This window comes from Pseudomonas beijingensis, assembly GCF_030687295.1.
Lineage (GTDB): Bacteria > Pseudomonadota > Gammaproteobacteria > Pseudomonadales > Pseudomonadaceae > Aquipseudomonas > Aquipseudomonas beijingensis.
Genome location: NZ_CP117425.1, coordinates 690148 through 714138 on the forward strand (window position 1 = coordinate 690148; position 23991 = coordinate 714138).

11 protein-coding genes, 4 tRNA genes, 2 pseudogenes and 1 riboswitch are annotated in these 23991 nt (G+C 61.0%); of the genes and pseudogenes, 12 read left to right on the plus strand and 5 right to left on the minus strand.

Annotation, left to right across the window (positions count from 1 at the left end; translation table 11 throughout):
• Positions 1-122 precede the first annotated feature (122 nt).
• Positions 123-632, minus strand: coding sequence for a 6,7-dimethyl-8-ribityllumazine synthase (locus PSH84_RS03210; protein WP_122569283.1), 510 nt, complete (start codon positions 630-632; stop codon positions 123-125).
• 100 nt (positions 633-732) lie between these two features.
• Positions 733-900, minus strand: a riboswitch (FMN riboswitch).
• Between the two features lie 267 nt (positions 901-1167).
• Between PSH84_RS03210 and ltaE the strand changes: the two genes are divergently transcribed.
• From ltaE to PSH84_RS03245, 7 genes are all read left to right on the plus strand, one after another.
• Positions 1168-2172, plus strand: coding sequence for a low-specificity L-threonine aldolase (gene ltaE / locus PSH84_RS03215; RefSeq protein ID WP_305468153.1), 1005 nt, complete (start codon positions 1168-1170; stop codon positions 2170-2172).
• 146 nt (positions 2173-2318) lie between these two features.
• Complete coding sequence (gene alaS / locus PSH84_RS03220; RefSeq protein ID WP_305468152.1) at positions 2319-4940, plus strand: alanine--tRNA ligase; 2622 nt, start codon at positions 2319-2321, stop codon at positions 4938-4940.
• Positions 4941-5030: 90 nt separating this feature from the next.
• Complete coding sequence (locus tag PSH84_RS03225; protein ID WP_122569280.1) at positions 5031-6272, plus strand: aspartate kinase; 1242 nt, start codon at positions 5031-5033, stop codon at positions 6270-6272.
• A 184-nt stretch (positions 6273-6456) separates the two neighbouring features.
• Complete coding sequence (gene csrA / locus PSH84_RS03230) at positions 6457-6645, plus strand: carbon storage regulator CsrA (RefSeq protein ID WP_003178872.1); 189 nt, start codon at positions 6457-6459, stop codon at positions 6643-6645.
• A gap of 62 nt (positions 6646-6707) precedes the next feature.
• Positions 6708-6798: transfer RNA gene (locus tag PSH84_RS03235), tRNA-Ser, on the plus strand.
• 108 nt (positions 6799-6906) lie between these two features.
• Positions 6907-6983: transfer RNA gene (locus PSH84_RS03240), tRNA-Arg, on the plus strand.
• A gap of 72 nt (positions 6984-7055) precedes the next feature.
• Positions 7056-7132: transfer RNA gene (locus PSH84_RS03245), tRNA-Arg, on the plus strand.
• 40 nt (positions 7133-7172) lie between these two features.
• Here the strand turns inward: PSH84_RS03245 and PSH84_RS03250 are convergent.
• The gene (locus PSH84_RS03250; RefSeq protein WP_305468151.1) at positions 7173-7676 is read right to left on the minus strand and encodes a cell envelope protein SmpA; all 504 of its coding nucleotides are present in this window, start codon (positions 7674-7676) and stop codon (positions 7173-7175) included.
• 322 nt (positions 7677-7998) lie between these two features.
• Here PSH84_RS03250 and mgtE point away from each other — a divergent pair, with 322 nt between their 5' ends.
• On the plus strand, positions 7999-9441 hold the full coding sequence (gene mgtE, locus PSH84_RS03255; protein WP_092441895.1) for a magnesium transporter: 1443 nt from the start codon (positions 7999-8001) through the stop codon (positions 9439-9441).
• Positions 9442-10053: 612 nt separating this feature from the next.
• Here mgtE and PSH84_RS03260 read toward each other — a convergent pair.
• From PSH84_RS03260 to PSH84_RS03270, 3 genes are all read right to left on the minus strand, one after another.
• Entirely contained in the window at positions 10054-10662 is a 609-nt protein-coding gene (locus tag PSH84_RS03260) for a LysE family translocator (RefSeq protein WP_305468149.1), read from the minus strand.
• 77 nt (positions 10663-10739) lie between these two features.
• Positions 10740-11549, minus strand: a complete 810-nt coding sequence (locus PSH84_RS03265; RefSeq protein ID WP_305468148.1) for an AraC family transcriptional regulator — start codon at positions 11547-11549, stop codon at positions 10740-10742.
• 155 nt (positions 11550-11704) lie between these two features.
• Entirely contained in the window at positions 11705-12031 is a 327-nt protein-coding gene (locus tag PSH84_RS03270; protein WP_122569275.1) for an Arc family DNA-binding protein, read from the minus strand.
• Positions 12032-12559: 528 nt separating this feature from the next.
• Here PSH84_RS03270 and PSH84_RS03275 point away from each other — a divergent pair.
• The 4 genes and pseudogenes from PSH84_RS03275 to PSH84_RS03290 form a co-directional block, all read left to right on the plus strand.
• A tRNA-Arg gene (locus tag PSH84_RS03275) sits at positions 12560-12636 on the plus strand.
• 457 nt (positions 12637-13093) lie between these two features.
• On the plus strand, positions 13094-14755 hold the full coding sequence (locus PSH84_RS03280; protein ID WP_305468146.1) for a ShlB/FhaC/HecB family hemolysin secretion/activation protein: 1662 nt from the start codon (positions 13094-13096) through the stop codon (positions 14753-14755).
• A gap of 9 nt (positions 14756-14764) precedes the next feature.
• Positions 14765-15284 (plus strand): annotated as a pseudogene (locus tag PSH84_RS03285) (toxin-activating lysine-acyltransferase).
• Positions 15285-15329: 45 nt separating this feature from the next.
• Positions 15330-23911 (plus strand): annotated as a pseudogene (locus PSH84_RS03290) (two-partner secretion domain-containing protein); the annotation flags it as partial.
• Positions 23912-23991 lie beyond the last annotated feature (80 nt).

Here is a 23991-nt window from a genome sequence, read left to right on the forward strand (position 1 = left end):
GCCCCCACAAACCAATGTGGGAGCGAGCTTGCTCGCGATAGCGGTGGATCAGTCAATGCTGAAGGTGACTGACACTCCGCCATCGCGAGCAAGCTCGCTCCCACAGGTTTTCTTTGCAGCTTTTAGACCGCTACCGCCCGCTGTTCACTACGCCGCAACGCCCGGGTCTTGTGCAAGGTATCGGCGCAGGTCTTCGCCGCTTCCTGGCCCTTGTGCACGAAATGCTCGAAGAAAAACTTCTGATGTTCTTCCCCAGCATGAAAGTGATGCGGCGTGAGCACGACCGAGAACACCGGCACTTCGGTTTCCAGCTGTACCTGCATCAGGCCGCTGATCACCGATTGGGCGACGAACTCGTGACGATAGATGCCCCCGTCCACCACCAGGCCGGCGGCGACGATGCCGGCGTAGCGGCCTGACTTGGCCAGCAGCTTGGCGTGCAGCGGAATCTCGAAGGCGCCGCCAACTTCGAAGAAGTCGATGTCGCTTTCCTGATAACCCTGGTTGATCATTTCGGCGACGAAGCCTTTACGGCTTTGGTCGACGATTTCCTTGTGCCAGCAGGCCTGGATGAACGCGACGCGCTCGCCCGGGTGACTTTTGCTTTTGCTGTCGATTGCAGTGGGTTGCATGTTCTGGTTCCTGTTTGTGTGAAAAACAGGGCGTCATGAATCGAAGGGGATTCGAGGGTACGCCGCGCACGGACAGTCGCAGTCGGCCCTTGGGTGCCAATCCCGTTCTCTCTTCATCCGGACTATGACCGTCGGCCCCGGGATCACACCGGGTCTGCTGACCTTGTCGCTACACCGCCAAAGCCGTGTATCGCCAAGCGCTCGCGGGCTATGCACGTTGCGTGCAATTACCGCCGGTGGGGAGTTACACCCCGCCCTGAGAACGTTTTTGCCGCCATGGTTTGTGGCAGCGGAGGATTTTTAACACATAACCCCCTGTGGGAGCGAGCCGTGGGAGCAAAGCTTGCTCGCGAAAGCGGTGGGTCAGTCAACATCAATACTGTCTGACCCGACGCCATCGCGAGCAAGCTTTGCTCCCACGGCACACAAGGGGAGTGTTGCCCTTTCCGTCGATCAGACTTGATTATTCCGCGCCATGCCCGCAGTAATTGCCCTTCGAAAGGGAATTCCCCCACCAGAACCCGAGGCCAGATTCATGAGCGTTATCGATCTTCGCAGCGACACCGTCACCCAACCTACCGCCGGCATGCTCGACGCCATGGCCAGCGCGCCGACCGGCGACGATGTGTACGGCGAAGATCCGACTGTCAATCGCCTCGAAGCCGAACTGGCCGCGCGCCTGGGCTTTGCCGCAGCGCTGTTCGTGCCCACGGGCACCATGAGCAACCTGTTGGGGTTGATGGCCCACTGCGAGCGCGGCGACGAATACATCGTCGGCCAGCAGGCTCACACCTACAAATATGAAGGTGGCGGGGCGGCGGTGCTCGGTTCGATCCAGCCCCAGCCCCTCGAGGTGCAGGCGGACGGTTCCCTGGACCTGGCGCACGTCGCCGCGGCGATCAAGCCCGATGACTTTCACTTTGCCCGCACTCGCCTGCTGGCCCTGGAAAACACCATGCAGGGCAAGGTGCTGCCTCTGGAATACCTGGCCCGGGCCCGGCGCTTCACCCAGGAACATGGCCTGGCCCTGCACCTGGACGGGGCGCGGTTGTACAACGCTGCGGTCAAGTTGAATGTCGATGCCCGGCAAATCACGCAACATTTCGACTCGGTGTCGGTGTGCCTGTCCAAGGGCCTTGGCGCTCCGGTGGGCTCGGTCCTGTGCGGCAGCGTCGAGCTGATCGGCAAGGCCCGTCGGCTGCGCAAGATGGTCGGGGGTGGAATGCGCCAGGCCGGCATTCTCGCGGCCGCGGGGCTGTATGCCCTGGAGCATCAGGTCCAGCGCCTGGCCGACGACCACGCCAATGCCCAACGGCTTGCCGAGGGCTTGCGTGCGGCGGGCTACGAGGTCGAGCCGGTGCAAACCAACATGGTCTACGTCCAAATGGGCGAGCGGGCCGAGGCGATCAAGGCGTTTGCCGATGAACGGGGCATCAAGCTCAGCGCGGCGTCACGCCTGCGAATGGTGACGCACATGGACGTAAGCTCGGCGCAAATCGACCAGGTGATCGCCACTTTCGTCGAATTTTCCTGCCAATGACCTGGCAACCGGGCCAATTGACAGTTTCTATCGCATAAACACGCTGTACCCCACGCGCAGGGCCGATATAATGCGGCCCTTTGCCGTTGCTTCGTCTGTTGACGTTTTGCACAGGCCTTTGGCCGCAGCCTCCGTGGAAGAACCTAATGAAAAGCGCAGAAATCCGTGAAGCCTTCCTTCGCTTCTTCGAAGAGCAAGGCCACACCCGAGTAGCCTCCAGCTCTTTGATTCCGGGCAATGACCCGACCCTGCTGTTCACCAACGCGGGGATGAACCAGTTCAAGGACTGCTTCCTGGGTCAGGAAAAACGTGCCTACACCCGTGCGGTGAGCAGCCAGAAATGCGTGCGCGCCGGCGGCAAGCACAACGACCTGGAAAACGTCGGTTATACCGCTCGTCACCACACCTTCTTCGAAATGCTGGGTAACTTCAGCTTCGGCGACTATTTCAAGCGCGACGCCATCACCTTCGCCTGGACCTTCCTGACGTCCGACAAGTGGCTGAACCTGCCCAAGGAAAAGCTTTGGGTAACGGTCTACGCCACCGATGACGAAGCCTATGACATCTGGACCAAAGAGGTCGGCGTCCCGGCAGAGCGCATGGTGCGTATTGGTGACAATAAAGGTGCGCCTTACGCCTCCGACAACTTCTGGACCATGGGCGACACCGGCCCATGCGGCCCATGCACCGAGATCTTCTACGATCACGGCGCCGACATCTGGGGCGGCCCACCCGGCTCGCCGGAAGAAGACGGCGACCGCTACATCGAGATCTGGAACAACGTGTTCATGCAGTTCAACCGCACCGCCGATGGCGTGTTGCATCCGCTGCCAGCGCCGTCGGTGGACACCGGCATGGGCCTGGAGCGGATCAGTGCGGTGCTGCAGCACGTTCATTCCAACTACGAAATCGACCTGTTCCAGAGCCTGCTGAGCGCGTCGGCCAAGGCCATCGGTTGCACCAACGACAACCAGGCTTCGCTGAAAGTGGTTGCTGACCACATCCGTTCCTGCGGCTTCCTGATTGCCGACGGTGTGCTGCCTTCCAACGAAGGTCGCGGCTATGTGCTGCGTCGGATCATCCGTCGCGCCTGCCGTCACGGTAACAAACTGGGCGCCAAGGGCAGCTTCTTCTATCAGATCGTCGCGGCATTGGCGGCCGAGATGGGCGACGCCTTCCCGGAGCTCAAGTCCCAGCAGGCGCACATCGAACGCGTGCTCAAGGCTGAAGAAGAGCAATTCGCCAAGACCCTGGAGCAAGGCCTGAAGATCCTCGAGCAGGACCTGGCCGAACTCAAGGGCAACGTGGTCCCGGGCGACGTGGTGTTCAAGCTGTACGACACCTACGGTTTCCCGATGGACCTGACCGGCGACATCGCCCGCGAACGCAACTTGACCCTCGACGAGGAAGGGTTCGAGCGCGAGATGGAAGCCCAGCGGGTGCGTGCGCGTTCCGCCAGCTCCTTTGGCATGGACTACAACAGTCTGGTCAAGGTTGACGTGGCCACCGAGTTCACCGGTTATGCCGGCACCACCGGCTCGGCCAAGATTGTCGCCATCTATAAGGACGGGCAATCGGTCGACATCCTGAGCGAAGGCCAGGAAGGCGTGATCGTGCTGGACAAGACCCCGTTCTACGCCGAATCCGGCGGCCAGATCGGCGACAGCGGTTACCTGCAGGCGGGCAGCTCGCGTTTCGACGTGCGTGACACCACCAAGACCGGTGGTGCGTTCCTGCACCACGGGGTGCTGGCGTCGGGCAGCTTGATGATTGCCGCTCCGGTGGCCGCCCATGTCGACGCCGAGGTTCGCCATGCCACGTCGCTGAACCACTCCGCCACGCACTTGCTGCACGCAGCGTTGCGCCAGGTGCTGGGCGAGCATGTCCAGCAGAAGGGCTCGTTGGTGGACAGTCAGCGCCTGCGCTTTGACTTCAGCCATTTCGAAGCCATTAAGCCTGAGCAACTCAAGGCGCTGGAAGACATCGTCAACGCCGAGATTCGCAAGAACTCCCCGGTGGAAACCGAAGAAACCGACATCGAGACTGCAAAGCGCAAAGGCGCGATGGCGTTGTTCGGCGAGAAATACGGCGACAGCGTGCGTGTGCTGAGCATGGGCGACTTCTCCGTTGAGCTGTGCGGTGGCATCCACGCCAACCGGACTGGCGATATCGGTTTGATGAAAATCATCAGTGAAGGTGGCGTGGCCTCCGGCGTGCGTCGGATCGAAGCGGTCACCGGTGCTGCGGCCCTGGCGTACCTCAACGCGGCCGAAGAACAACTCAAGGAAGCGGCAACCCTGATCCGGGGCAGCCGCGACAACCTGATCGACAAGCTGTCGGCAGTGCTGGAGCGCAACCGCCTGCTGGAAAAGCAACTCGAGCAGTTGCAGGCCAAGGCTGCCAGCGCCGCGGGCGACGATCTGTCGGCCCAGGCCGTGGATGTAAAGGGCGTGAACGTGTTGGCCGTGCGTGTGGACGGTCAGGATGGCAAGGCGCTGCTGGCGCTGGTCGATCAATTGAAAAACAAACTCGGCCGCGCAGTGATCCTGCTCGGCAGTGTCCATGAGGAAAAGGTCGTTCTCGTCGCAGGCGTGACCAAAGACCTGACTGGCCAACTCAAAGCCGGTGATTTGATGAAGCAGGCCGCTGCGGCAGTGGGCGGCAAGGGCGGTGGTCGTCCGGACATGGCGCAAGGCGGCGGTACCGACGTCGGCGCACTGGACGCGGCACTGGCCCAGACCGTTGCATTCGTAGAGCAGGGTATTTAAGGCAGCGTCGCGGGCTCGTGGTCTAGTGACGAGCCCAGCCGCTGTTTGAGTGATTATTGGGCGCCCTTCATGGGCAGAGGCGGCTTTGAAATGGCTTTGATCGTACAGAAATTTGGAGGCACCTCGGTCGGCACTGTCGAGAGAATCGAACAAGTCGCCGACAAGGTTAAGAAATTCCGTGAAGCGGGCGATGACCTGGTGGTTGTGTTGTCGGCAATGAGCGGCGAGACCAACCGTCTGATCGATCTGGCCAAGCAAATCAGCGGCGACCAGCAACCGGTTCCCCGTGAGCTGGACGTGATCGTTTCCACCGGCGAGCAGGTGACCATCGCCTTGTTGGCCATGGCGCTGATCAAGCGTGGTGTGCCAGCGGTGTCCTACACCGGCAACCAGGTGCGTATTCTGACGGACAGCGCGCACAACAAAGCGCGTATCCTGCAGATCGATGACCAGAAGATTCGCGGCGACCTGAAGGCTGGCCGTGTCGTGGTCGTCGCCGGTTTCCAGGGCGTGGACGAGCAGGGCAACATCACCACCCTCGGCCGTGGTGGTTCCGACACCACGGGCGTAGCGCTGGCAGCGGCTCTCAAGGCTGACGAGTGCCAGATCTACACCGACGTGGACGGTGTCTACACCACCGACCCGCGGGTCGTGCCTGTGGCTCAGCGCCTGGACAAGATCACGTTCGAAGAAATGCTCGAAATGGCCAGTCTCGGCTCGAAGGTGTTGCAGATCCGGGCGGTTGAATTCGCCGGCAAGTACAACGTTCCGCTGCGCGTTCTGCACAGCTTCAAAGAGGGTCCGGGCACCCTCATTACTATCGATGAAGAGGAATCCATGGAACAGCCGATCATTTCCGGCATCGCTTTCAACCGCGATGAAGCCAAGCTGACCATCCGTGGCGTGCCAGACACCCCCGGCGTGGCGTTCAAGATTCTCGGTCCGATCAGTGCCGCGAACATCGAAGTCGACATGATCGTGCAGAACGTGTCGCACGATAACACCACCGACTTCACCTTCACCGTGCACCGCAACGACTACCAGTCTGCCGAAGCGATCCTGAAAAAGACCGCTGGCGAGATCGGTGCCCGGGAAGTGGTGGGTGATACCAAGATCGCCAAGGTCTCGATCGTCGGTGTCGGCATGCGTTCCCACGCAGGTGTAGCCAGCCGCATGTTCGAATCCCTGGCCAAGGAAAGTATCAACATCCAGATGATTTCTACCTCGGAAATCAAGGTTTCCGTGGTCATCGAAGAGAAGTACCTGGAACTGGCCGTGCGCGCCCTGCACACGGCTTTCGAACTCGACGCTGCTGTCCAACCGGGCGAGTAAAGCGTTGTCTTGAGGGCGCGGCTGGACCGCGCCCTTTGTTTTTCTGAATGGCGCGTCCCAAAACTGTTCTTTTGCCCGCGCTGGTCAATACTAGGCCTGTAGGCTTCGACCGTTTCGGTTGTAGGTCCAATGCCTTTTTTTTGCAGACTGTTGTCCCTTAAGTGAATTGCGTGAGGAGAAAGGTATGCTGATTCTGACCCGTCGGTGTGCAGAAAGCCTGATTATTGGCGATGGCGAAATCACCGTGACCGTGCTCGGCGTCAAAGGAAACCAAGTGCGTATCGGCGTCAACGCCCCGAAAGAGGTTGCTGTACACCGGGAGGAAATTTACCTGCGTATCAAGAAAGAGAAGGACGACGAACCAAGCCATTAATTTTTATCGATTTTTATGTTTGCAAACGGGGATGAAGGTGGTTAATATACGCCCCGTGTTGCGGAGAGCTGGCCGAGTGGCCGAAGGCGCTCCCCTGCTAAGGGAGTACACCTCAAAAGGGTGTCGGGGGTTCGAATCCCCCGTTCTCCGCCATTATTCGTTTAGTGCGTCAAAACCTGGCTTGTTCAGTAAGTGATTGAAATTACTGAAAAAAAGCGCTTTACAAAAGGATTTGACGACCTATAATGCGCGGCAACAAATGCACTCGTAGCTCAGCTGGATAGAGTACTCGGCTACGAACCGAGCGGTCACAGGTTCGAATCCTGTCGAGTGCACCATTTAAGAGTCATTTGCAGCAATGCAAATAACTTGGCTTCAACCAGTTGTGATCTGGTATAAAACCACAGCATGCACTCGTAGCTCAGCTGGATAGAGTACTCGGCTACGAACCGAGCGGTCACAGGTTCGAATCCTGTCGAGTGCACCAAACACCAAAAAGCCCGCGTTTAACGCGGGCTTTTTGCTGTCTACGATTTGCCTTTCACGCACCCCCTTTCATCGAACACGACCTCTGCGCTGCGACCTTTCTTCGCCTTGTAGGTATATCGTGTACTCAAATTCCGAATCTTGATTGAGTCTGGCTTGCCCAGGGCGCTCTCGACGTCCTGTTGGCTCATGCCGGCGACGATTCGTCGTTCCAGGATGGCATCGCGGCGTTGCCTGGCATCGATAAGGTTCCCGCAGCGGTCTTGGAATTCGCCAACCACGGTCAGTGCCTTGCGTGTGGTTGTGTTGCCGGATGTTTGCCAACGCTCCGCTTCGGGCAGCATCGCCTCGGTCGCCGGCTCACTCGAACCTGGGCTGTACGGGTGGATCTGCTGGAGTGACAGGGCTTCTCCCGGGCCGCAGCTCAAGGTAGTGAATGTTACGTGCCCCGCGCTACTTTCGCAGCGATGCACGGTCTGCCCGGCGGCCCACACGGGCAGGCAGGGCAGGCTGGCGAGTAGGAACAAGTAGTGGCTGATGGGCATCCGATCGTCCTCCTTGGCGGTGCAGGAGAAGAGGGTAGTCGCTGCATTTCTGCCGGGGCGTGTGTTTTCTTTTCCGGATAAGTCGTCGTAAAGGGGAAGGTTCAGCCTGCGTTCAGGTTTGTCTCGCAAGCGCTTGTTCTTGCCATGATTTTTTAGCGTTTTAAAGCGTCAAGCGGTGTATGATTGCGCCCGTCAGCCCCGCCGGGGCTTTGGAATATCTCCATGGACTTACCCAGTAGTTACTCAATATCTAGTTTTGCCAATCATGAATTAACTGATTGATCCTTCCGGCGTGCTCCACTGCTGGGAGTGGAGTTCGCCTATGACCCAAGTAGAAGTAAAAAAAACGCAGGAAAGCCTTCAGGATCGTCTCGCTCAAGTCGTTGAGCTGCTGCAGCGCCAGCGGGTCGTCGAAGACCTGACGCATCGCCAGGAAGGTCCGAATCATGATCGGGTCGAGAGCCTGGTCCACCGGCAGAATCTCGTCGAGCTGCAACGCAAGCTCGATGACCTGCACTCTGCCGACGTCGCCTACATTCTTGAAGCCTTGCCCCTGGAAGAGCGTCTGACGGTCTGGCAGTTGGTCAAGGCTGATCGCGACGGTGACATCCTGCTCGAAGTGTCGGACTCGGTTCGCGAAACCCTGATCGCCGACATGGATGATCACGAGTTGCTGGCGGCGGCCAAGGAAATGGACGCCGACGAACTCGCAGACCTTGCACCCGAACTGCCACGGGACGTTGTCCACGAACTGATGGAAGCCCTCGACGGCCAGCAGCGTGAGCGTGTGCGCTCGGCGTTGTCCTATGACGAGGAGCAGGTCGGTGCGTTGATGGACTTCGAGATGGTGACAATCCGCGAGGATGTCAGTCTTGAAGTGGTCTTGCGTTACCTGCGTCGCCTCAAGGAACTGCCCGGCCATACCGACAAGCTGTTCGTGGTCGACTACGACGGCGTGCTCAAGGGCGTGCTGCCCATCAAGCGTTTGCTCGTCAACGACCCGGAAAAGCAAGTGGCCGAGGTCATGGCCAGCGACCCGGTGAGTTTTCACCCAGACGAAGACGCCTACGATGCGGCCCAGGCATTCGAGCGTTATGACTTGATTTCTGCGCCGGTGGTCGACAAGAACGGCAAGCTGATCGGCCGTCTGACCATCGATGAAATGGTCGATTTGATTCGTGAGGAAAGCGAAAGCGAAGTCCTCAACATGGCCGGTCTGCGCGAAGAAGAAGACATCTTCGCTTCGGTCTGGAAGTCCTTGCGTAACCGCTGGGCCTGGCTGGCGATCAACCTGATCACGGCGTTTGTCGCTTCCCGGGTCATCGGCCTGTTCGAAGGCTCCATCGAGAAGCTGGTGGCGCTCGCGGCGCTGATGCCCATCGTCGCCGGCATCGGTGGCAACTCCGGTAACCAGACCATCACCATGATCGTCCGTGCCATGGCACTGGACCAGGTCAGCACCGGCAATACATCGCGATTGATGCGCAAGGAACTGGCTGTCTCCTTGATCAACGGCGTGATTTGGGGAGGGGTGATTGGCGTGGTGGCTTACCTGCTTTATGGCAGCTGGTCACTGGGGGTGGTCATGACGGCCGCCATGACGCTCAACCTGTTGCTGGCGGCATTGATGGGGGTCCTGATCCCCATGACCCTGGCCCGCATGGGGCGTGATCCTGCCATGGGTGCCAGCGTCATGATTACCGCTGTGACCGACAGCGGCGGGTTCTTCATTTTCCTGGGATTGGCGACGATTTTCCTGCTCTGATCGTCCACAAGAAACCCGCCTGTTTGGCGTAATACTTCCACTTAAAAAACGGTGCTTCCTTCAGAAATGGAAAGCGCCGTTTTTTTGGGGTTTCTTTTGATTGCCGGGGCGTCGAAATCAAGAGCCACCGGCAGATCCAGCCGCTATGCAACGGCACAACCGCTATCGCGAGCAAGCTCGCTCCCACAGGGGGCAGCAGATGTTCACAACATGTGCGCACAACACAAAAATCTGTGGGAGCGAGCTTGCTCGCGATGAGGCCCGTCAGCCCAACATCCATGTGACTGAACCACCGCTATCGCGGCGGGCCCACGGAGCAATGCCTTCGTTCAGGCATGCCGAGCCTAAGCGAGGCACCGAGTGGTGGGGCAAAAGCGCTTTGGTTACTTTCGACTGGGCCGGCTTCCGGGCTTTTCGAAAGTGACCCGCCGTCAGGGCGGAACCATAAGCAGCCGTTACCGAAGAAACGGATATGCACACCAACCCAGCCCCCAGAACGCTAGATCAAAATCTCCAAGCACTAGCCTGCTTACCGGTTTTTTATCACGCAAAATCCTCTGTGCATCACTGCATCACTGCATCACTGCATCACTGCATCACTGCATCACCGCATCACCGCATCACCGCCAGTCGCGCAGCCAGCAACACAAAGGCTGCCGAAAATAGGCGGCGTATCCACTGCAACACGGATGGACGCTCCAGAACATGCCGGCGCATCGATGCACAGAACACACCATAGAGGGCGAAGATAGCAAAGGTGATCGCCATAAAAACGAAGCTCAACAGCAGCATGCGCCCCATGGCATTCGTTTCTCCTGGCGCAAGAAATTGCGGCAGAAAAGCCAGGAAAAAAATCGACAGTTTTGGATTCAGCAGGTTGAGCAAAATGCCCGAAACAATCACCGCGCCATTGGAGCGTGGCGTCTTGTCCGGATCAATGTGCAATGCTCCATGACGCTGGAGCGAGCTCCATGCCATCCAGAGCAGGTAAGCGACGCCAAGATACTTGACGACTTCAAAGGCCAGCGAGCTGGCGTGCAACAGCGCCGCGAGACCTGTGATGGCTGCCAGCATGTGTGGCACGACCCCCAGGGTGCAACCGAGTGCGGCTACCACGCTTGCGCGCCAGCCCTGGGCCAGGCCGGCCGCTACCGTATAGACCACACCGGTGCCAGGCGAGGCCACCACGATCAGGGATGTGAGAAGAAATTCGAGGTTCATGCAGCGCGTCCTTGGAGTGATGAAGGCTCCAGCCTGCCTGTCATGAGAAGGGGGATCTTGAATGAAATTGCAGGACGCTAGCGTCCATGTCGTGCGTACATGCCGGGTGAGAACCCAAAGCTGCGCACGAAGCATCGGGTCATATGGCTCTGGTCTGCAAAACCACTGGCAAGGGATGCATCGGCCAGCGGCATGCCCGCAGCGATCAGGTGCCGGGCTCGCTGAATGCGTCGTTGCAGCAGATAGGCGTGGGGCGTCAATCCGGTCAGGCGGGTGAAGGCGCGTACGAGCTGAAAGCGGCTTAAATCGGCCTCCCTGGCGAGCAAGGCAAGCGACATCGGCGACTGCGGATCGTCGTCGATCATGGCTTTCGCACGGTTTGCCGCTGATTCCGGCAAAGACGATACCGGCATGGGGCGGTCCAGCAAGTGTTCGAGCAAAAGCGCCAGCGTCTCTTCGATTTTCAGGTGATCGCCAACCACCTCGGCTTGAGCAATTGTTCGATACAGGATGCTGAACAGTTGGGCCGCAGGCGGGCTTTGCAGCACCGGATAAGCGAACTCACTGGCGCAGACGCCCCCTTCCTTGGTCATATCCTCGAATGTCTGCGCGATCAGCGGTGGGTCGAAATACAGCATCTGCCAGCGACGCGTTCCGTCTCCGACGGGCGCGCCGTCATGCACTTCGGCCGGATTGACCGATATAAGATCACCTGCAGTCGCCTCTACCGGGCCTCGGCCGCTGGCTGAGCGTTGCGCCCCACGCACAAGCAAGCCAATGCCAAAGTGTTCGTGCATATGCCGGGCAAACGTTCGATCCGAATCGGCCTCGACGATTTCCACGCCCAGCCCTGTGATTCTTCGAACCTTGAATGCATGACCTGTCATGCAGGCCTCCAGGCCTCTGTTGTTGACTGATCAATTTAGCACCCCTGCCATTGAGCAGTGGGCTGTTGGCTTCGATGACGTTCCAAATGCAGGTCTGGGCCAAACGCCAGGCAGAAAAAAGCCAGCACAAGGCTGGCTTGAAGGGATTGGCAGGATCAGGACGCTTCTGCTGCTATTTCCGAGCTATGGTCAATCAGCGAAACGAGGGCGTTCTGCTGGCGGTGGGAGAGTTGTCGGAAGCGTTGAAGCAACTCGCGCTCATGCAAAGACAGCTCCGGGCTGTCCAGGCGCATGCTTAGCTCTTCACCCAGTGCACCTTCCTGAATCAGGCTTTGCTCCAGGCGCGCAATGATTTCGGAGTTCATGCTGCGATGATGATTACGAGCCACCTCGGCAATGCGTTCCCGCATTCCGTCTGGCAGACGTACGACGAACTTGTCAGCCGTACGGCTGGAATAAATTGCCTTTGTCATTGGGCGCATATTTATTTAACCGGTTAGTTCAGGGGAGCGGTTCTCGGGATTGGCCGCAGGATGTCGATAGGACAAGCTCCACTGCCAAATGTTCAACCTGAATTGTTAAGAGGCCCGCATCATGCCTCAAAATTGCCAGATCATTGGCGCCAATTCTGTGACAAATTCTGATCCGGGTAAAGGCGTTATGCCAGCACCTTTCATCAAAAAATGCGGACTGGTTGGAAAAAAACAACAGGTTCGCATTCTGTGACCGTCGGATCGTGTCGATGTGCCATACCGTCTGGCGGATAACGCAAATGGACCAAAACGCTAGTCGTCCCTGTCTTGTACAGGATAGTGGCAAATGGCCGATTTACTAGGATGAACAGACCAGGGGCAGATGAATGGCCGCCGGAACTAGCCGCTAGGCCTTATCAGCCTCCCCCGGTCAGTACCATTTGCCTACACTTAAAAACAGGGACGACATGACAAACGCAGGGTAGGTCGTTAACATGCACGCCGTTCCGCGCACCACGTTTCTCGTGGTCGACTCGTGTCTCAGTAGCTCAATTGGATAGAGCATCCCCCTCCTAAGGGGAAGGTTGGCAGTTCGAACCTGCCCTGGGACACCATTATAAACAGTGGGTTAGCGCAATTGCCGCTAACTTTTCCTGCTTGCACCCCATCCCCCGAACGACCAGGCTCGGCTTGAGCGTGCCGTTCACTGCCTTGTTCAGCGCCTCAATGCCTCAGGCTGTGATCGACCGCCCATTTTTACCCATTGGTATCGAACCTGTTTCGATACCGCGAAACTTTCTCCTCCCTCTGCTATCAGACCGTCTCGGTAAGTTGTAGGACTTTTCCTTCGTTATCGGTGGAATAAATACCTCTTTTTATCTATGTCAGTGCCAATCCGCGTTCAGCGGAACTGATCCACCGTGTCTTCGATTCAAGCCACAAGGATGTGACATGCAGCCAGCCGCAACCTGCCGAACGTGTAAACCGAGCAGCCCTCGCCGTTGTGCTGACGGAACCCGCTCATCTGCACAAAACGCCAAGCGTCTCGCGCTGCTGCTGATGGTGGCCTGGATGACGGGGGCGTGGAGCACTGCGCAGGCGGCTGGACCTGAAGAAGAACTGCTGCGTCAGCAAGAGCGCGAACGGGTTTTGCGCGATCAGTTGGAGTCCCGGCCGGACGTGCGCCTGCAGGCAGCCCCCGTGGATGAAGGTGCCGAGCGCTTGCCCACCAAGGAAAGTCCCTGCTTTGCCATCAATGACATCCGCCTGATCGGCGAGGCGTCGGAAGAATTCCAGTGGGCGTTGCGCGCCGCCAATCCCAAGGATGATCCCGCCATTGGTCGTTGCCTCGGTGGCGGCGGGATCAACCTGACGATGAAGCGCATGCAGAATGCGATCATCGAGGCCGGCTACGTCACCACTCGCGTACTCGCCGAAGCCCAGGACTTGAACAGTGGGGTGCTGGTATTGACCCTGGTGCCAGGGCGCATTCGCGAGATTCGTTTCGAGGAGGGCACCCGTTCCCGCGCCAATGCCTGGAATGCGATGCCAGCCAATCCTGGCGATCTGCTCAACTTGCGCGACATCGAACAGGCGCTGGAGAACTTCAAGCGCGTGCCGACCGCTGAGGCCGATATCAAGATCGCGCCAGCCCGTGCCGCCGACGCCAGGCCCGGTGAGAGCGACGTGGTGATCGCCTGGAGCCAGCGCTTCCCCGCCCGTGTAAGCCTGTCGGTGGACAATTCGGGCAGCAAGACCACTGGCAAATACCAGGGCAACGTATCGCTGTCCTTGGACAACCTGCTGTCGCTCAACGATTTGTTCTACGCCAGCGTCAACCATGACCTGGGCGGCGGCGAGTCCGGGCACCGCGGCTCCGATGGCCGCACCGTGCATTATTCGCTGCCGTTCGGCTACTGGCAGTTGGGGTTCACCAACAGTGAATACAACTACGAACAGTCTGTCGCCGGCGCCAATCAGACCTATCAGTATCGCGGCGAGAGTCGTAACAACGAGTTGCGCCTGTCACGCCTGCTGTACCGCGACGCCGTTCGCAAGACCACCGCCTGGGGCAGCCTGTGGACGCGCTCGTCGGAGAATTTTATCGACGACACCGAAGTCGGCAACCAGAAACGCCGCATGGCCGGCTGGCAATTGGGGTTGGACCATCGGGAGTTCATTGGCGCTTCGATTCTTGATTTGGGCGTCGCCTATCGTCGCGGCACCGGTGCCCATGATGCGCTCAGGGCGCCCGAAGAAGATTTTGACGCCGGTACGTCACGCTCGCAGATCATCACCGCCGATGCCCAATTGCAGGTGCCGTTCCAGGTCGGCGATCAGCGCCTGCGCTACATCGGCGGCTGGCGTGCGCAATGGAACCGTACGCCGCTGGTGCCCCAGGATCGCTTCTCCATCGGCGGACGCTACAGCGTGCGGGGCTTCGATGGCGAAAACATTCTTTCCGCCGACCGTGGCTGGACCCTGCGCAACGAAATCGGCCTGTCCCTGGGGCAGACCGGCCAGGAACTCTATACCGGTATCGACTATGGCGAGGTCAGCGGCCAATCCAGTGAATTCCTGATCGGCCAGCGCCTGGCGGGGGCCGTGGTGGGTATACGCGGCGGTTACAAGGGCCTGTCCTATGACTGGTCGGTGGGTACGCCGTTGAAGAAGCCCGATGGTTTCGAGACGGCCAACGTGACCAGCGCGTTCACCGTCATCTGGTCATTCTGAGGTGATCCCATGCAGTTCGAGACGCTAGACATTATCGCTCCTGGCCTGATCGACGAACCTTGGAGCGAAGCCGCGGTGTTCGGCTCCGCCACCTGGTTGTGGATGCACTCCAAGGCCCATCGCGATGCGCCGTTGCACACCTTGCCGACGTTGCTGTTGCCGGCGCTCAAGCATCGCCAGTTCGTGCTCGGCTCCGAGCACGGCAAGCCGGTGTTCTACCTGTCCTGGCTCAATCTCGACGAGGCGGCAGAGCAACGTTACTTGCGCCAGTCTCCGTTGGAACTGACCCAGGAGGACTGGAACAGCGGCGAGCGGCTCTGGCTCAACGACTGGGGTCGCTCCCTTTGGCCACACGGCGGTATTGAGCCGCTTGTTGCAACGTCACCTTTTCATCGATCGCTGCGCCCGTGCCCTCTATCACCGAGGTGACGAGCGTGGCCTGCGGGTCAAGACATTCCAAGGCATAGGGGTCATCCCCGAACAGGCCCAGGCCTGGTTTGCCGCCCACCCGCTGGCAGTCGAAGCGTAACTCCAACCACTGGTCGTGCGGGCTGGCTCCGCAAATGGAATTGCTATGAACAAGCATCTATATACCGAATCGTTTTCAACAAGGCCCGCGGACTGTTGATGGTCGTGGCCGAGAACGTCACCAGCCAGGTCAAGGCGCCGGGGACCCGCTCCGGTCCGACGGCGGGCGCAACGGCTTGCACGGCGACGCTCGGGGCGTTGCGCTTTGCCTTGATGACAGCGATTGGCCTGGTGTCCTTGAGCGTGGCGCCGACCTGGGCCGGCACCATCGTCGCCGACCCTGGCGCTCCGGCCGGGCAGCGACCCATGGTGATACAAAGCGCCAATGGCACGCCGCAGGTGAATATCCGTGCGCCTAGCGCCGGCGGTGTCTCGCGTAACACCTACAACCAGTTCGACGTCGATAGCCGGGGGGTGATCCTCAACAACGGCGCGGGCAATAGCCAGACGAAACTGGGCGGTTGGATCGAAGGCAACCCGATGTTGGGCAATGGCAGCGCGCGGGTCATCCTCAACGAAGTCAATTCCAGTAATCCCAGCCAATTGCGCGGTTACGTCGAAGTCGCCGGCCAGCGCGCCGAAGTGGTGATCGCCAACCCGTCCGGTATCACCTGCAACGGTTGCGGCTTCATCAACGCCGACCGGGCGACCCTCAGCACCGGTCGGGCGCAGTTGGAGAACGGTCGCATCACGGGCTACACCGTGCAGGGCGGGGCGATCAACATCGAAGGCAAAGGCCTGGATGCCCGCGAGGCCGACTACACCGACCTGATTGCCCGTTCGGTGCAGGTCAACGCCGGGGTGTGGGCCAACGACTTGAAAGTCACCGCCGGACGCAATCAGGTCAATGCCGACAACACCCAGGCCACGCCGCTGCCAGGCACTGAGGGTGAGAAGCCTACCGTTGCCATCGACGTTGCCAAGCTCGGCGGCATGTATGCCGGGAAGATCATGCTGGTGGGCACGGAGTCCGGCGTGGGTGTGCGCAACGCCGGCCAGATCGGTGCCATGGCTGGCGAGGTGATCGTCAGCGCCGACGGAAAGTTGCAAAACCTGGGCGCTATCAGCAGCACAACGGCGACGCGGATCACTGCCACCAGCGTTGAAAACAGCGGCACGCTCTACGCCAAGGGCGACCTGAAGCTCGACAGCACCGGCGACATCGACAACAGTGGCACTGTTGCCAGCCAGAACCACACGACACTGACCGCCAAGACTATTCGCAGCACCACCGCCTCGAACCTGGCGGCGGGCGTCGGGGCGGACGGCAAGCTGGGCAATAGTGGCAACCTCGCGCTACGGGCCGCCACGGTCAAGGCGCAAGGCCAGAACCTTGCCGGCGGCGATGTCAGCGTCGAGGCCGCTGACCTGGACTTGAGCAGCAGCCAGACCCTGGGCCGCAACGTTACCCTGACGGCCAGCACTGGCGATGCCAATCTCAGTGGCAGTCAAGTCGATGCGACCCAGGTGCTGAATGTCAAAGCGACCAAGACCCTGCGCACCGATGCGGCCAAGGTCAGCGCTGGCAACCTGCAATTGAGCGCGCGAGATGTTTCCAATGCCGGCGGCGAGTTGGTGCAGACCGGCACCGCCGACACATCGATCACCGCCGTCGCCACGCTCGATAACAGCGGTGGCCGTATTGCCTCCAACGCCACCAACCTGAAGCTTGGCGCCAATCGCCTCGACAACAGCAAGGGCAAGGTCGAGCACGCTGGCAAAGGCACCCTGGACATCCAGGTCACCCAGTTGGCCGGCAGCAAAGGCACCCTGGCGAGCAATGGCACGTTGAGCGTCAAGGCCAACGAGGTGGTGGTCGATGATGGCCTGACCCAAGGCCAACAGATCACGCTCGACACCACGACCCTGTCCAACCAGCGTGGACGCATTCTGCAGACCGGCGCACAACCCTTGCAGGTCACCGCCCGTGAACGCTTCGACAATCAGGCCGGGCAAGTCAGCAGTCCCGGCGCGGTGAACTTGAGGGTCGGCACGTTGAACAACCAGGGCGGCAAAGTCCTCGCCACCGATAGCGGTGCGTTGACTGTCACAGCCGACAAAGAGGTCAATAACGGCGGCGGGACGCTGGCCGCCAGCGGTACGACAAAGGTCAGCGGCAAGGCGTTGGATAACACCCAAGGCACGGTGAGTGCAGGCGGTGAGCTGTACGCGACGTTCGACCGCTTGAACAATATCGGCGGCACGCTGGCCGCGACCCAGCGCATGGAGATCATTGCCGGGCAGTTGGATAACACCAACGGCGTGCTGGGTTCGGTGAAGTCCGGTTTGCTGGTCAGCGTTTCGGCCGAACAATTGAACAACAGTGGCGGACGCCTTGAAGCGCTGGGTGATATCGAGCTGTCGGCCCAAGGCCTGAATAACCAGGGTGGGGTGATCAGTGGCCAGGCCTTGGACCTGAACAGCCACGGCCTGCTGATGGACAACAGCCAGGGCACGTTGAATGCCGGCGCGACCCTCGACCTGCGCAGCGGTGAATTGCGCAACGCGGCGGGCCTGATCCAGGCCAAGGGCAAGCTGTTCATCGACACCGGCAGCCAGGCACTGAACAACCTTCAGTCCGGCACCACCCAAGGCATCAGCGGCCAGGACGCGGTGGAAATCCACAGCGCCCATTTCAACAATAGCGCCGGCTTCCTCGGCGCCAAGGGCGCGCTGGTGCTCAAGGCCACCGACCTTACCAACGGCAGCGGCGGCCAGATCATTGGCCAGAAGAGCGTTCAGGTCGAAGGCACCCGGATCGATAACCGCGGTGGTCAGTTGCAGGGCCTCGGCGATGTCCAGTTGGTGCTGGGGGAGACGCTCAACAATCAGAGCGGGCTGGTGCGCAGCGCGGGCGCACTGAGCGTGACCGCAGACGTGCTCGACAACAGCGCCACCCAAGGGGCCAATCAGGGGCTCGAAGGCCGCGCCATGAGCCTGGCGCTCAACACCTTCGGCAACCAGGCCGGTGCCGTGCGCGCCGATGAGGGATTGACCATCGGTGTCAGCCAGGCGCTGGATAACCAGGGCGGCCTGATTTCCTCGGGGGCCGGCCTGACCATCACCGACCGCGATCCGATGCAACGTCGCCAGTCGGTGCACAACCTCGACGGGACCTTGCTCGCCGGCAGCCTGTTGTCCCTCAACGCCGCCTATTACGCGGGCACTGGCCGGGCGCTGAGCCTGGGCGATCTGACGTTCAGCCTGCAAAGCAGCCTGGACCTGAGTGGGCAGATCCAGGCCAATAACAAGGTTGACCTGAGCACCGACGGGGCTTTCAACAACAGCGGAAAACTGCTGGCAGGCAATCTCCTGCTGGTGCGCTCGCAGACGCTGGACAACGCCGCCAGCGGCGAGATCAGCGCCGGCCAGGTTCGCCTGACCGTCAACGACAGCTTGACCAACCGTGGCCTGATCGACGGCCAGCAGGTGCGTGTGCAAGCGCTGTCGCTCAACAACCTGGGCACGGGACGTCTGTACGGCGATCAACTGGCGATCGCCACCTCGGCACTGAGCAACCGCGATGAAAACGAAGTCGCCGCGACCATCGCCGCCCGCCAGTCGCTGGACATTGGCACCGGCACCCTGGACAACCGCGAACAGGCGATGATCTTCAGTGCCGGGGACCTCGCCATCGGCGGTGCGCTGAGCGCCACCGACAAGGCCCAGGACCGGGCCCAACTGCTGACCAACGCCAGCGCGACCATCGAGGCCCTCGGCAACCTGTCGCTCGATGTGCAAAGCGTGCGCAACACCAACGAACACTTCAGCACCCAACAGGTGGAAGTCAGCCGCACGGCCTTGCAGGAGTTCCAGCTCAGCGGTTCGCCGAACCGCTACCAGGGCGACCGGATCTCCGTGAACAACGACGAGGTCCTTCACCTGACCACCCCCGAGGGGCGCAAAGACAACTGGAACCGCTACGACTACACCCGCGTGGTCCAGGAAACCCAGATCGCCACCTCCGCACCGGCGCAGATCCTCTCCGGTGGGACGATGCAGATCAACGCAGGGGATGTGCTCAACGACAAGAGCCGCATCATTGCCGGTGGGTTATTGCAGGCCAACATTACCAGCCTGACCAACACCGAACTGACCGGCCAGCGCACCACTACCGACAGCGGCACCGTCAGTAATTTCTATCGCATCCAGCGCAAGGGCCGGGACCGTCAGGGCACGGCCGTCACGGCCTACACGCCGGCACCCTTGATCCAGGACATTACGCTGCAACCGACCGTGTTCGCCCAGAATGCCGCCGGCAACGGTACCGGCACCCAGATCGGTGCCCGCGCCACCCAGGGCGTCGGCGAGCAGATAGCCGCCGCGGGCACGGTCAGCGCCCCGGTCGACAGGACCTATCAAGTGGCGCCCATCGTTCAGGTCGCGGCCCAGACCACCCTGAACAACAAGGGCGTGGCCGAGCAGATCCGCAGCGGCGGGCCATCCCTGGCATTGCCGAACAACAGCCTGTTCAGCACCAACCCCCAGAGCACCAGCAGCTACCTGATCGAAACCGACCCACGTTTTGCCAGCTACCGCACCTGGCTGTCGTCGGATTACATGTTGCAGCGCCTGCAGGTCGATCCGGCACTGACGCAACAACGTTTGGGTGACGGCTTCTACGAACAGAAATTGATTCGTGAACAGATCGCGCAACTCACCGGCCGACGTTTCCTCGACGGCTACGCCAATGACGAGGTGCAGTACCGTGCCCTGATCGACAACGCCGTGACCGTCGCCAGCCAATGGCAACTGGTGCCCGGCGTGGCCCTGACCTCCGCGCAGATGGCCCAGTTGACCAGCGACATTGTCTGGCTGGTGCAGAAGCAGGTCACCCTGGCCAACGGTGACACCCGCAACGTGCTAGTGCCGCAAGTGTACGTACGGGTCCAGGAGGGCGACCTCAACGGCTCCGGCGCCCTGATTGCCGGGCAGCGGTTGAACCTGAACATCGCCGGCGACCTGGTCAACAGTGGCAGCCTGGCCGGGCGCAGTGTCATGGCGATTACCGCGCAGAACATCGAGAACCTCGGTGGGCGCATCCAGGCCGACAAGGTATCGCTCGCCGCGCGGGAGAACCTCAACAATCTCGGTGGCCTGATCGGTGCCGTGGACAGCCTGTCGGTCAAGGCCGGGCAGGACATCAACGTCATCTCCAGCAGCCGGGACAGCAGCAGCGCCCAAGGCACCCGCACCAACCTGTCACGGGTGGCCGGGCTGTTCGTCAGCGGCGCCCAGGGCACGATGGGGGTGAGCGCCGGCAACGACCTCAACCTCACCGGGGCCCAGGTGGTCAACGCCGGCAAGGGCGGCAGTACGTTGCTGGAGGCGGGCAAGAACATCAACCTGGCCACCGTCGGCGAAGCCCACGAGCAAGCGCTGAGCTGGAACAGCAGCAACTGGCGCAAGGACGCCAGCCAGACCGAAGTCGGCTCCCTGATCCAAGGACAGGGCGACGTTCGCTTGAGCGCGGGCCAGGACCTCAACGCCCGCTCCGCCCATGTCACCAGCGAGCAAGGCGCGGTGTTTGCCGAGGCCAAGCGCGACGTCAACCTGACCGCTGGCCAGAACTACCAGTTCGCCGATGAAGCGCACAAGGTCAAGGGCAGCAACGGGATGTTCTCCAGCAAGACCACCACCACCCGCGACACCATCAGCCAGACCTCGGCCGAAGGCTCCACCCTGAGCGGCGAGCAGACCTATGTGCAGGCCGGTCGCGACATCAACCTCAAGGGCAGCAACGTGGTGTCCACGACCCAGACGGTGCTGGTGGCGGACAACAACGTCAACATCGAAGCGGCCACCGCCAGCAGCAGCGAACGCCATGACAAGTCGGTGAAGAAAAGCGGTCTGTTCAGCGGCGGTGGTATCGCCGTCACCCTGGGCAGCCAGCAACAAAGCGTCAAGGACCTCACCACCGAGCACACGGCCGTGGCCAGCACGGTCGGTTCGACTGCTGGTGATGTGCTGATCGAGGCGGGCAAGGGCTATCGTCAGGTGGGCAGTCAGGTGTCGGCGCCACAAGGCAACATCGACGTCACGGCGCAGACCATCGACGTCGTCGAGGCGCGCAACACCCGCGAGCGCGAGCGTGAAACCCTGTTCAAGCAGACCGGGTTCACCCTCACCGTGACCAACCCGGTGATCAGCGCGATTCAGACCTCCCAGCAAATGAAACGGGCGTCGGAGAAAACCGACGACGGGCGCATGAAGGCCCTGGCCGCCGCCACCGCCGTCATGGCCGCCAACAATGCCGCCACCGCCGTGGCGATGGACCCGGGCGCGGTGGGTGGGATCAACATCAGCCTGTCGCTGGGCACCAAGAAGAACGAAAGCACCACCACCTACACCAGCGACAGCGCGGCCGGCTCGACCATGACCGCCGGCAACGACGTTCGCCTGCGTGCCACGGGCGCTGGAGCCGCCAGCAACATCACCGTACAAGGCAGCGATATCAAGGCCGGACGCAACGCCAGCCTACTGGCGGACGGTGACATCAACCTGCTTGCCGCCCGCAATATCGACAAGCAGGAGACCGACAGCAAAGGCAGCAGCGCGAGCATCGGCATCGGCTTCTCCCTCGGTGCTCGTAACGGCTTCACCCTGGATCTGGGGGCATCCGGCAGTCGCGGCCAGGCGGATGGCGATGGACTTACCCATACCAACACCCACGTCCAGGCGGGCAATCAATTGCTGCTGTCCTCGGGCGGTGACACCAACCTCAGAGGTGCGGTGGCCAGCGGTAAACAGGTCTTGGCCGACATCGGCGGCGACCTGAACATCGAAAGCCTGCAAGACACCAACACCTACGTGGTCGATGAGAAGAGCCTGGGCGTAGGCATCAGCCTGTGCATTCCGCCGTTCTGTTTCGGCATGAGTACGATCAGTGGTGCCAGCGGCAGCTTCGGTGCCACGGATATCGATTCCAACTACGCCAGCGTGATCGAGCAATCGGGCATCAAGGCCGGGGACGGCGGGTTCGACATTCGCGTGGGTGGCAACACCGACCTGGTCGGCGCTGTCATCGCCAGCAGCGACAAGGCTGTGCAGGACGGCAAGAATCGCTTGGTCACCGCCAGCCTCACCAGTCGCGACATCAAGAACAAGGCCGAGTACGACGCCAGCACCGTCAGCGTCGGTGGCGGCTATCGCGAAGTCGGCAAGGACCAGCAGGGCAACGCCACCAGCGGCGGCACGCAGACCCCGGGCACCGACCTGCCGAAGAACGACAACGACCTCAGCGCCACCATGCCGATCGCCATCAGTGCCAGCGACGATGCCAGCAGCGTCACCCGCAGCGGCATCAGTGGCGGCACCATCGTCATCAGCAACGACGCCGAGCAACAGAGGCGCACTGGCAAGAATGGCGAGCAAACCGTCGCCAGCCTCAACCGTGACGTGTCCAGCGACCGCGACACCAGCAACACCCTCAAGCCGATCTTCGACGAAGACGAAATCCGTGCCGGTTTCGAGATCGTCGGGGCGTTCTCCAACGAAGCCAGCACCTTGCTTGCCAACAAGGCCAAGGAAGTCGACCTCAAGCGCAAACAGGCCGAGGCGGCCCAGAAAGCGGCCCTGGACCCCAACGCCCAACTCACCGACAGTGAGCGCCTGGCCCTGCTCGGCAACGCGCAACGACTCAATGCCGAAGCCAGCGGCATCGCCGACAAGTGGGGCGCGGGCGGCACCTACCGGCAGATCACCACCGCCCTGGTGGGCGCGGCCAGTGGCAACATCAGCGGCGGCAACAGTGCGTTCGTCCAAGGGCTGGTAGTCAACTACCTGCAGCAACAGGGTGCCGGCTACATCGGCGACCTAGTGGCGGACGGCAAACTCACCGAAGGCTCGCCACTGCACGCCGCCCTGCACGGCGTCGTTGCCTGCGCGGGCGCCGCCGCCAGCAGCCAGAGCTGTGGCAGCGGCGCGGCAGGCGCGGCAGCGTCGAGCCTGCTCACCGGCCTGTTCTCCGAAGCCAGCCCCGATGAAAGCGAAGCCCAGCGCGAAGCCAAGCGCAACCTGATTGTCAGCATCGTCACCGGGCTGGCCGCCACCAGCTCCTCGCTGGACCCGGCCACCGCCAACAGCGCGGCGGGCGCTGCGGTGGACAACAATTGGCTGGCGACTCAGCAGTTGGTGCAGGCGGAGAAGGAGTACAGCGCGGCCGACGGTCTCGGAGCCAAGGCGAAAGTGATCGCCAAATGGGCGTACATCAACCAGAAACAAGATGTACTGACCCGCTTCGGCCTGGGCAAAGGCCTGGTGCAGGCGGGTTGGGGCGATGTCGAAGGACTGGCGCAATTCCTCCTCCATCCGGTGGATGGGATCAACGGCCTGAAAGCACTGATCAACGATCCCGAGGCCCGCCAGCAATTCGGCGACGGTGTGGTCAACGAACTCAACGCCAAACTCGACCGTGTTAAAGATGCCCTGGAAAACGGCGGGGATGATCGCGCCGTGCAATTGGGCCAGGACATTGGCGAACTGGTTTGGCAGGTTGGCAGCATCGCCACGGGCGTCGGCACGGCGGCCAAGGGCGGCGTGGCGTTGGCGAAAGCCGGGATCAAGGTGGGGACGGAAGGGCTTGAAAAAATGGCCGGTATGGCCAAAATTGCGAAAGCTGAAGTGTCGGCTGGTAAGCCGCTGCAGTGGAGCAGCGTGGAGGGGGCGTATAGCGGAAAACTTGAGGGGGGGTATGGCCCTGGTACGAC

Excerpts from the sequence above, each read along its gene's own strand:
- PSH84_RS03270 (WP_122569275.1), bottom strand. The coding sequence starts at position 12,031 with ATGCGCCCAATGACAAAGGCAATTTATTCCAGCCGTACGGCTGACAAG.
- mgtE (WP_092441895.1), top strand. The coding sequence starts at position 7,999 with ATGACCCAAGTAGAAGTAAAAAAAACGCAGGAAAGCCTTCAGGATCGT.
- csrA (WP_003178872.1), top strand. The coding sequence starts at position 6,457 with ATGCTGATTCTGACCCGTCGGTGTGCAGAAAGCCTGATTATTGGCGAT.
- PSH84_RS03250 (WP_305468151.1), bottom strand. The coding sequence starts at position 7,676 with ATGCCCATCAGCCACTACTTGTTCCTACTCGCCAGCCTGCCCTGCCTG.
- ltaE (WP_305468153.1), top strand. The coding sequence starts at position 1,168 with ATGAGCGTTATCGATCTTCGCAGCGACACCGTCACCCAACCTACCGCC.
- PSH84_RS03225 (WP_122569280.1), top strand. The coding sequence starts at position 5,031 with ATGGCTTTGATCGTACAGAAATTTGGAGGCACCTCGGTCGGCACTGTC.
- PSH84_RS03280 (WP_305468146.1), top strand. The coding sequence starts at position 13,094 with ATGACGGGGGCGTGGAGCACTGCGCAGGCGGCTGGACCTGAAGAAGAA.
- PSH84_RS03210 (WP_122569283.1), bottom strand. The coding sequence starts at position 632 with ATGCAACCCACTGCAATCGACAGCAAAAGCAAAAGTCACCCGGGCGAG.
- PSH84_RS03260 (WP_305468149.1), bottom strand. The coding sequence starts at position 10,662 with ATGAACCTCGAATTTCTTCTCACATCCCTGATCGTGGTGGCCTCGCCT.
- alaS (WP_305468152.1), top strand. The coding sequence starts at position 2,319 with ATGAAAAGCGCAGAAATCCGTGAAGCCTTCCTTCGCTTCTTCGAAGAG.
- PSH84_RS03265 (WP_305468148.1), bottom strand. The coding sequence starts at position 11,549 with ATGACAGGTCATGCATTCAAGGTTCGAAGAATCACAGGGCTGGGCGTG.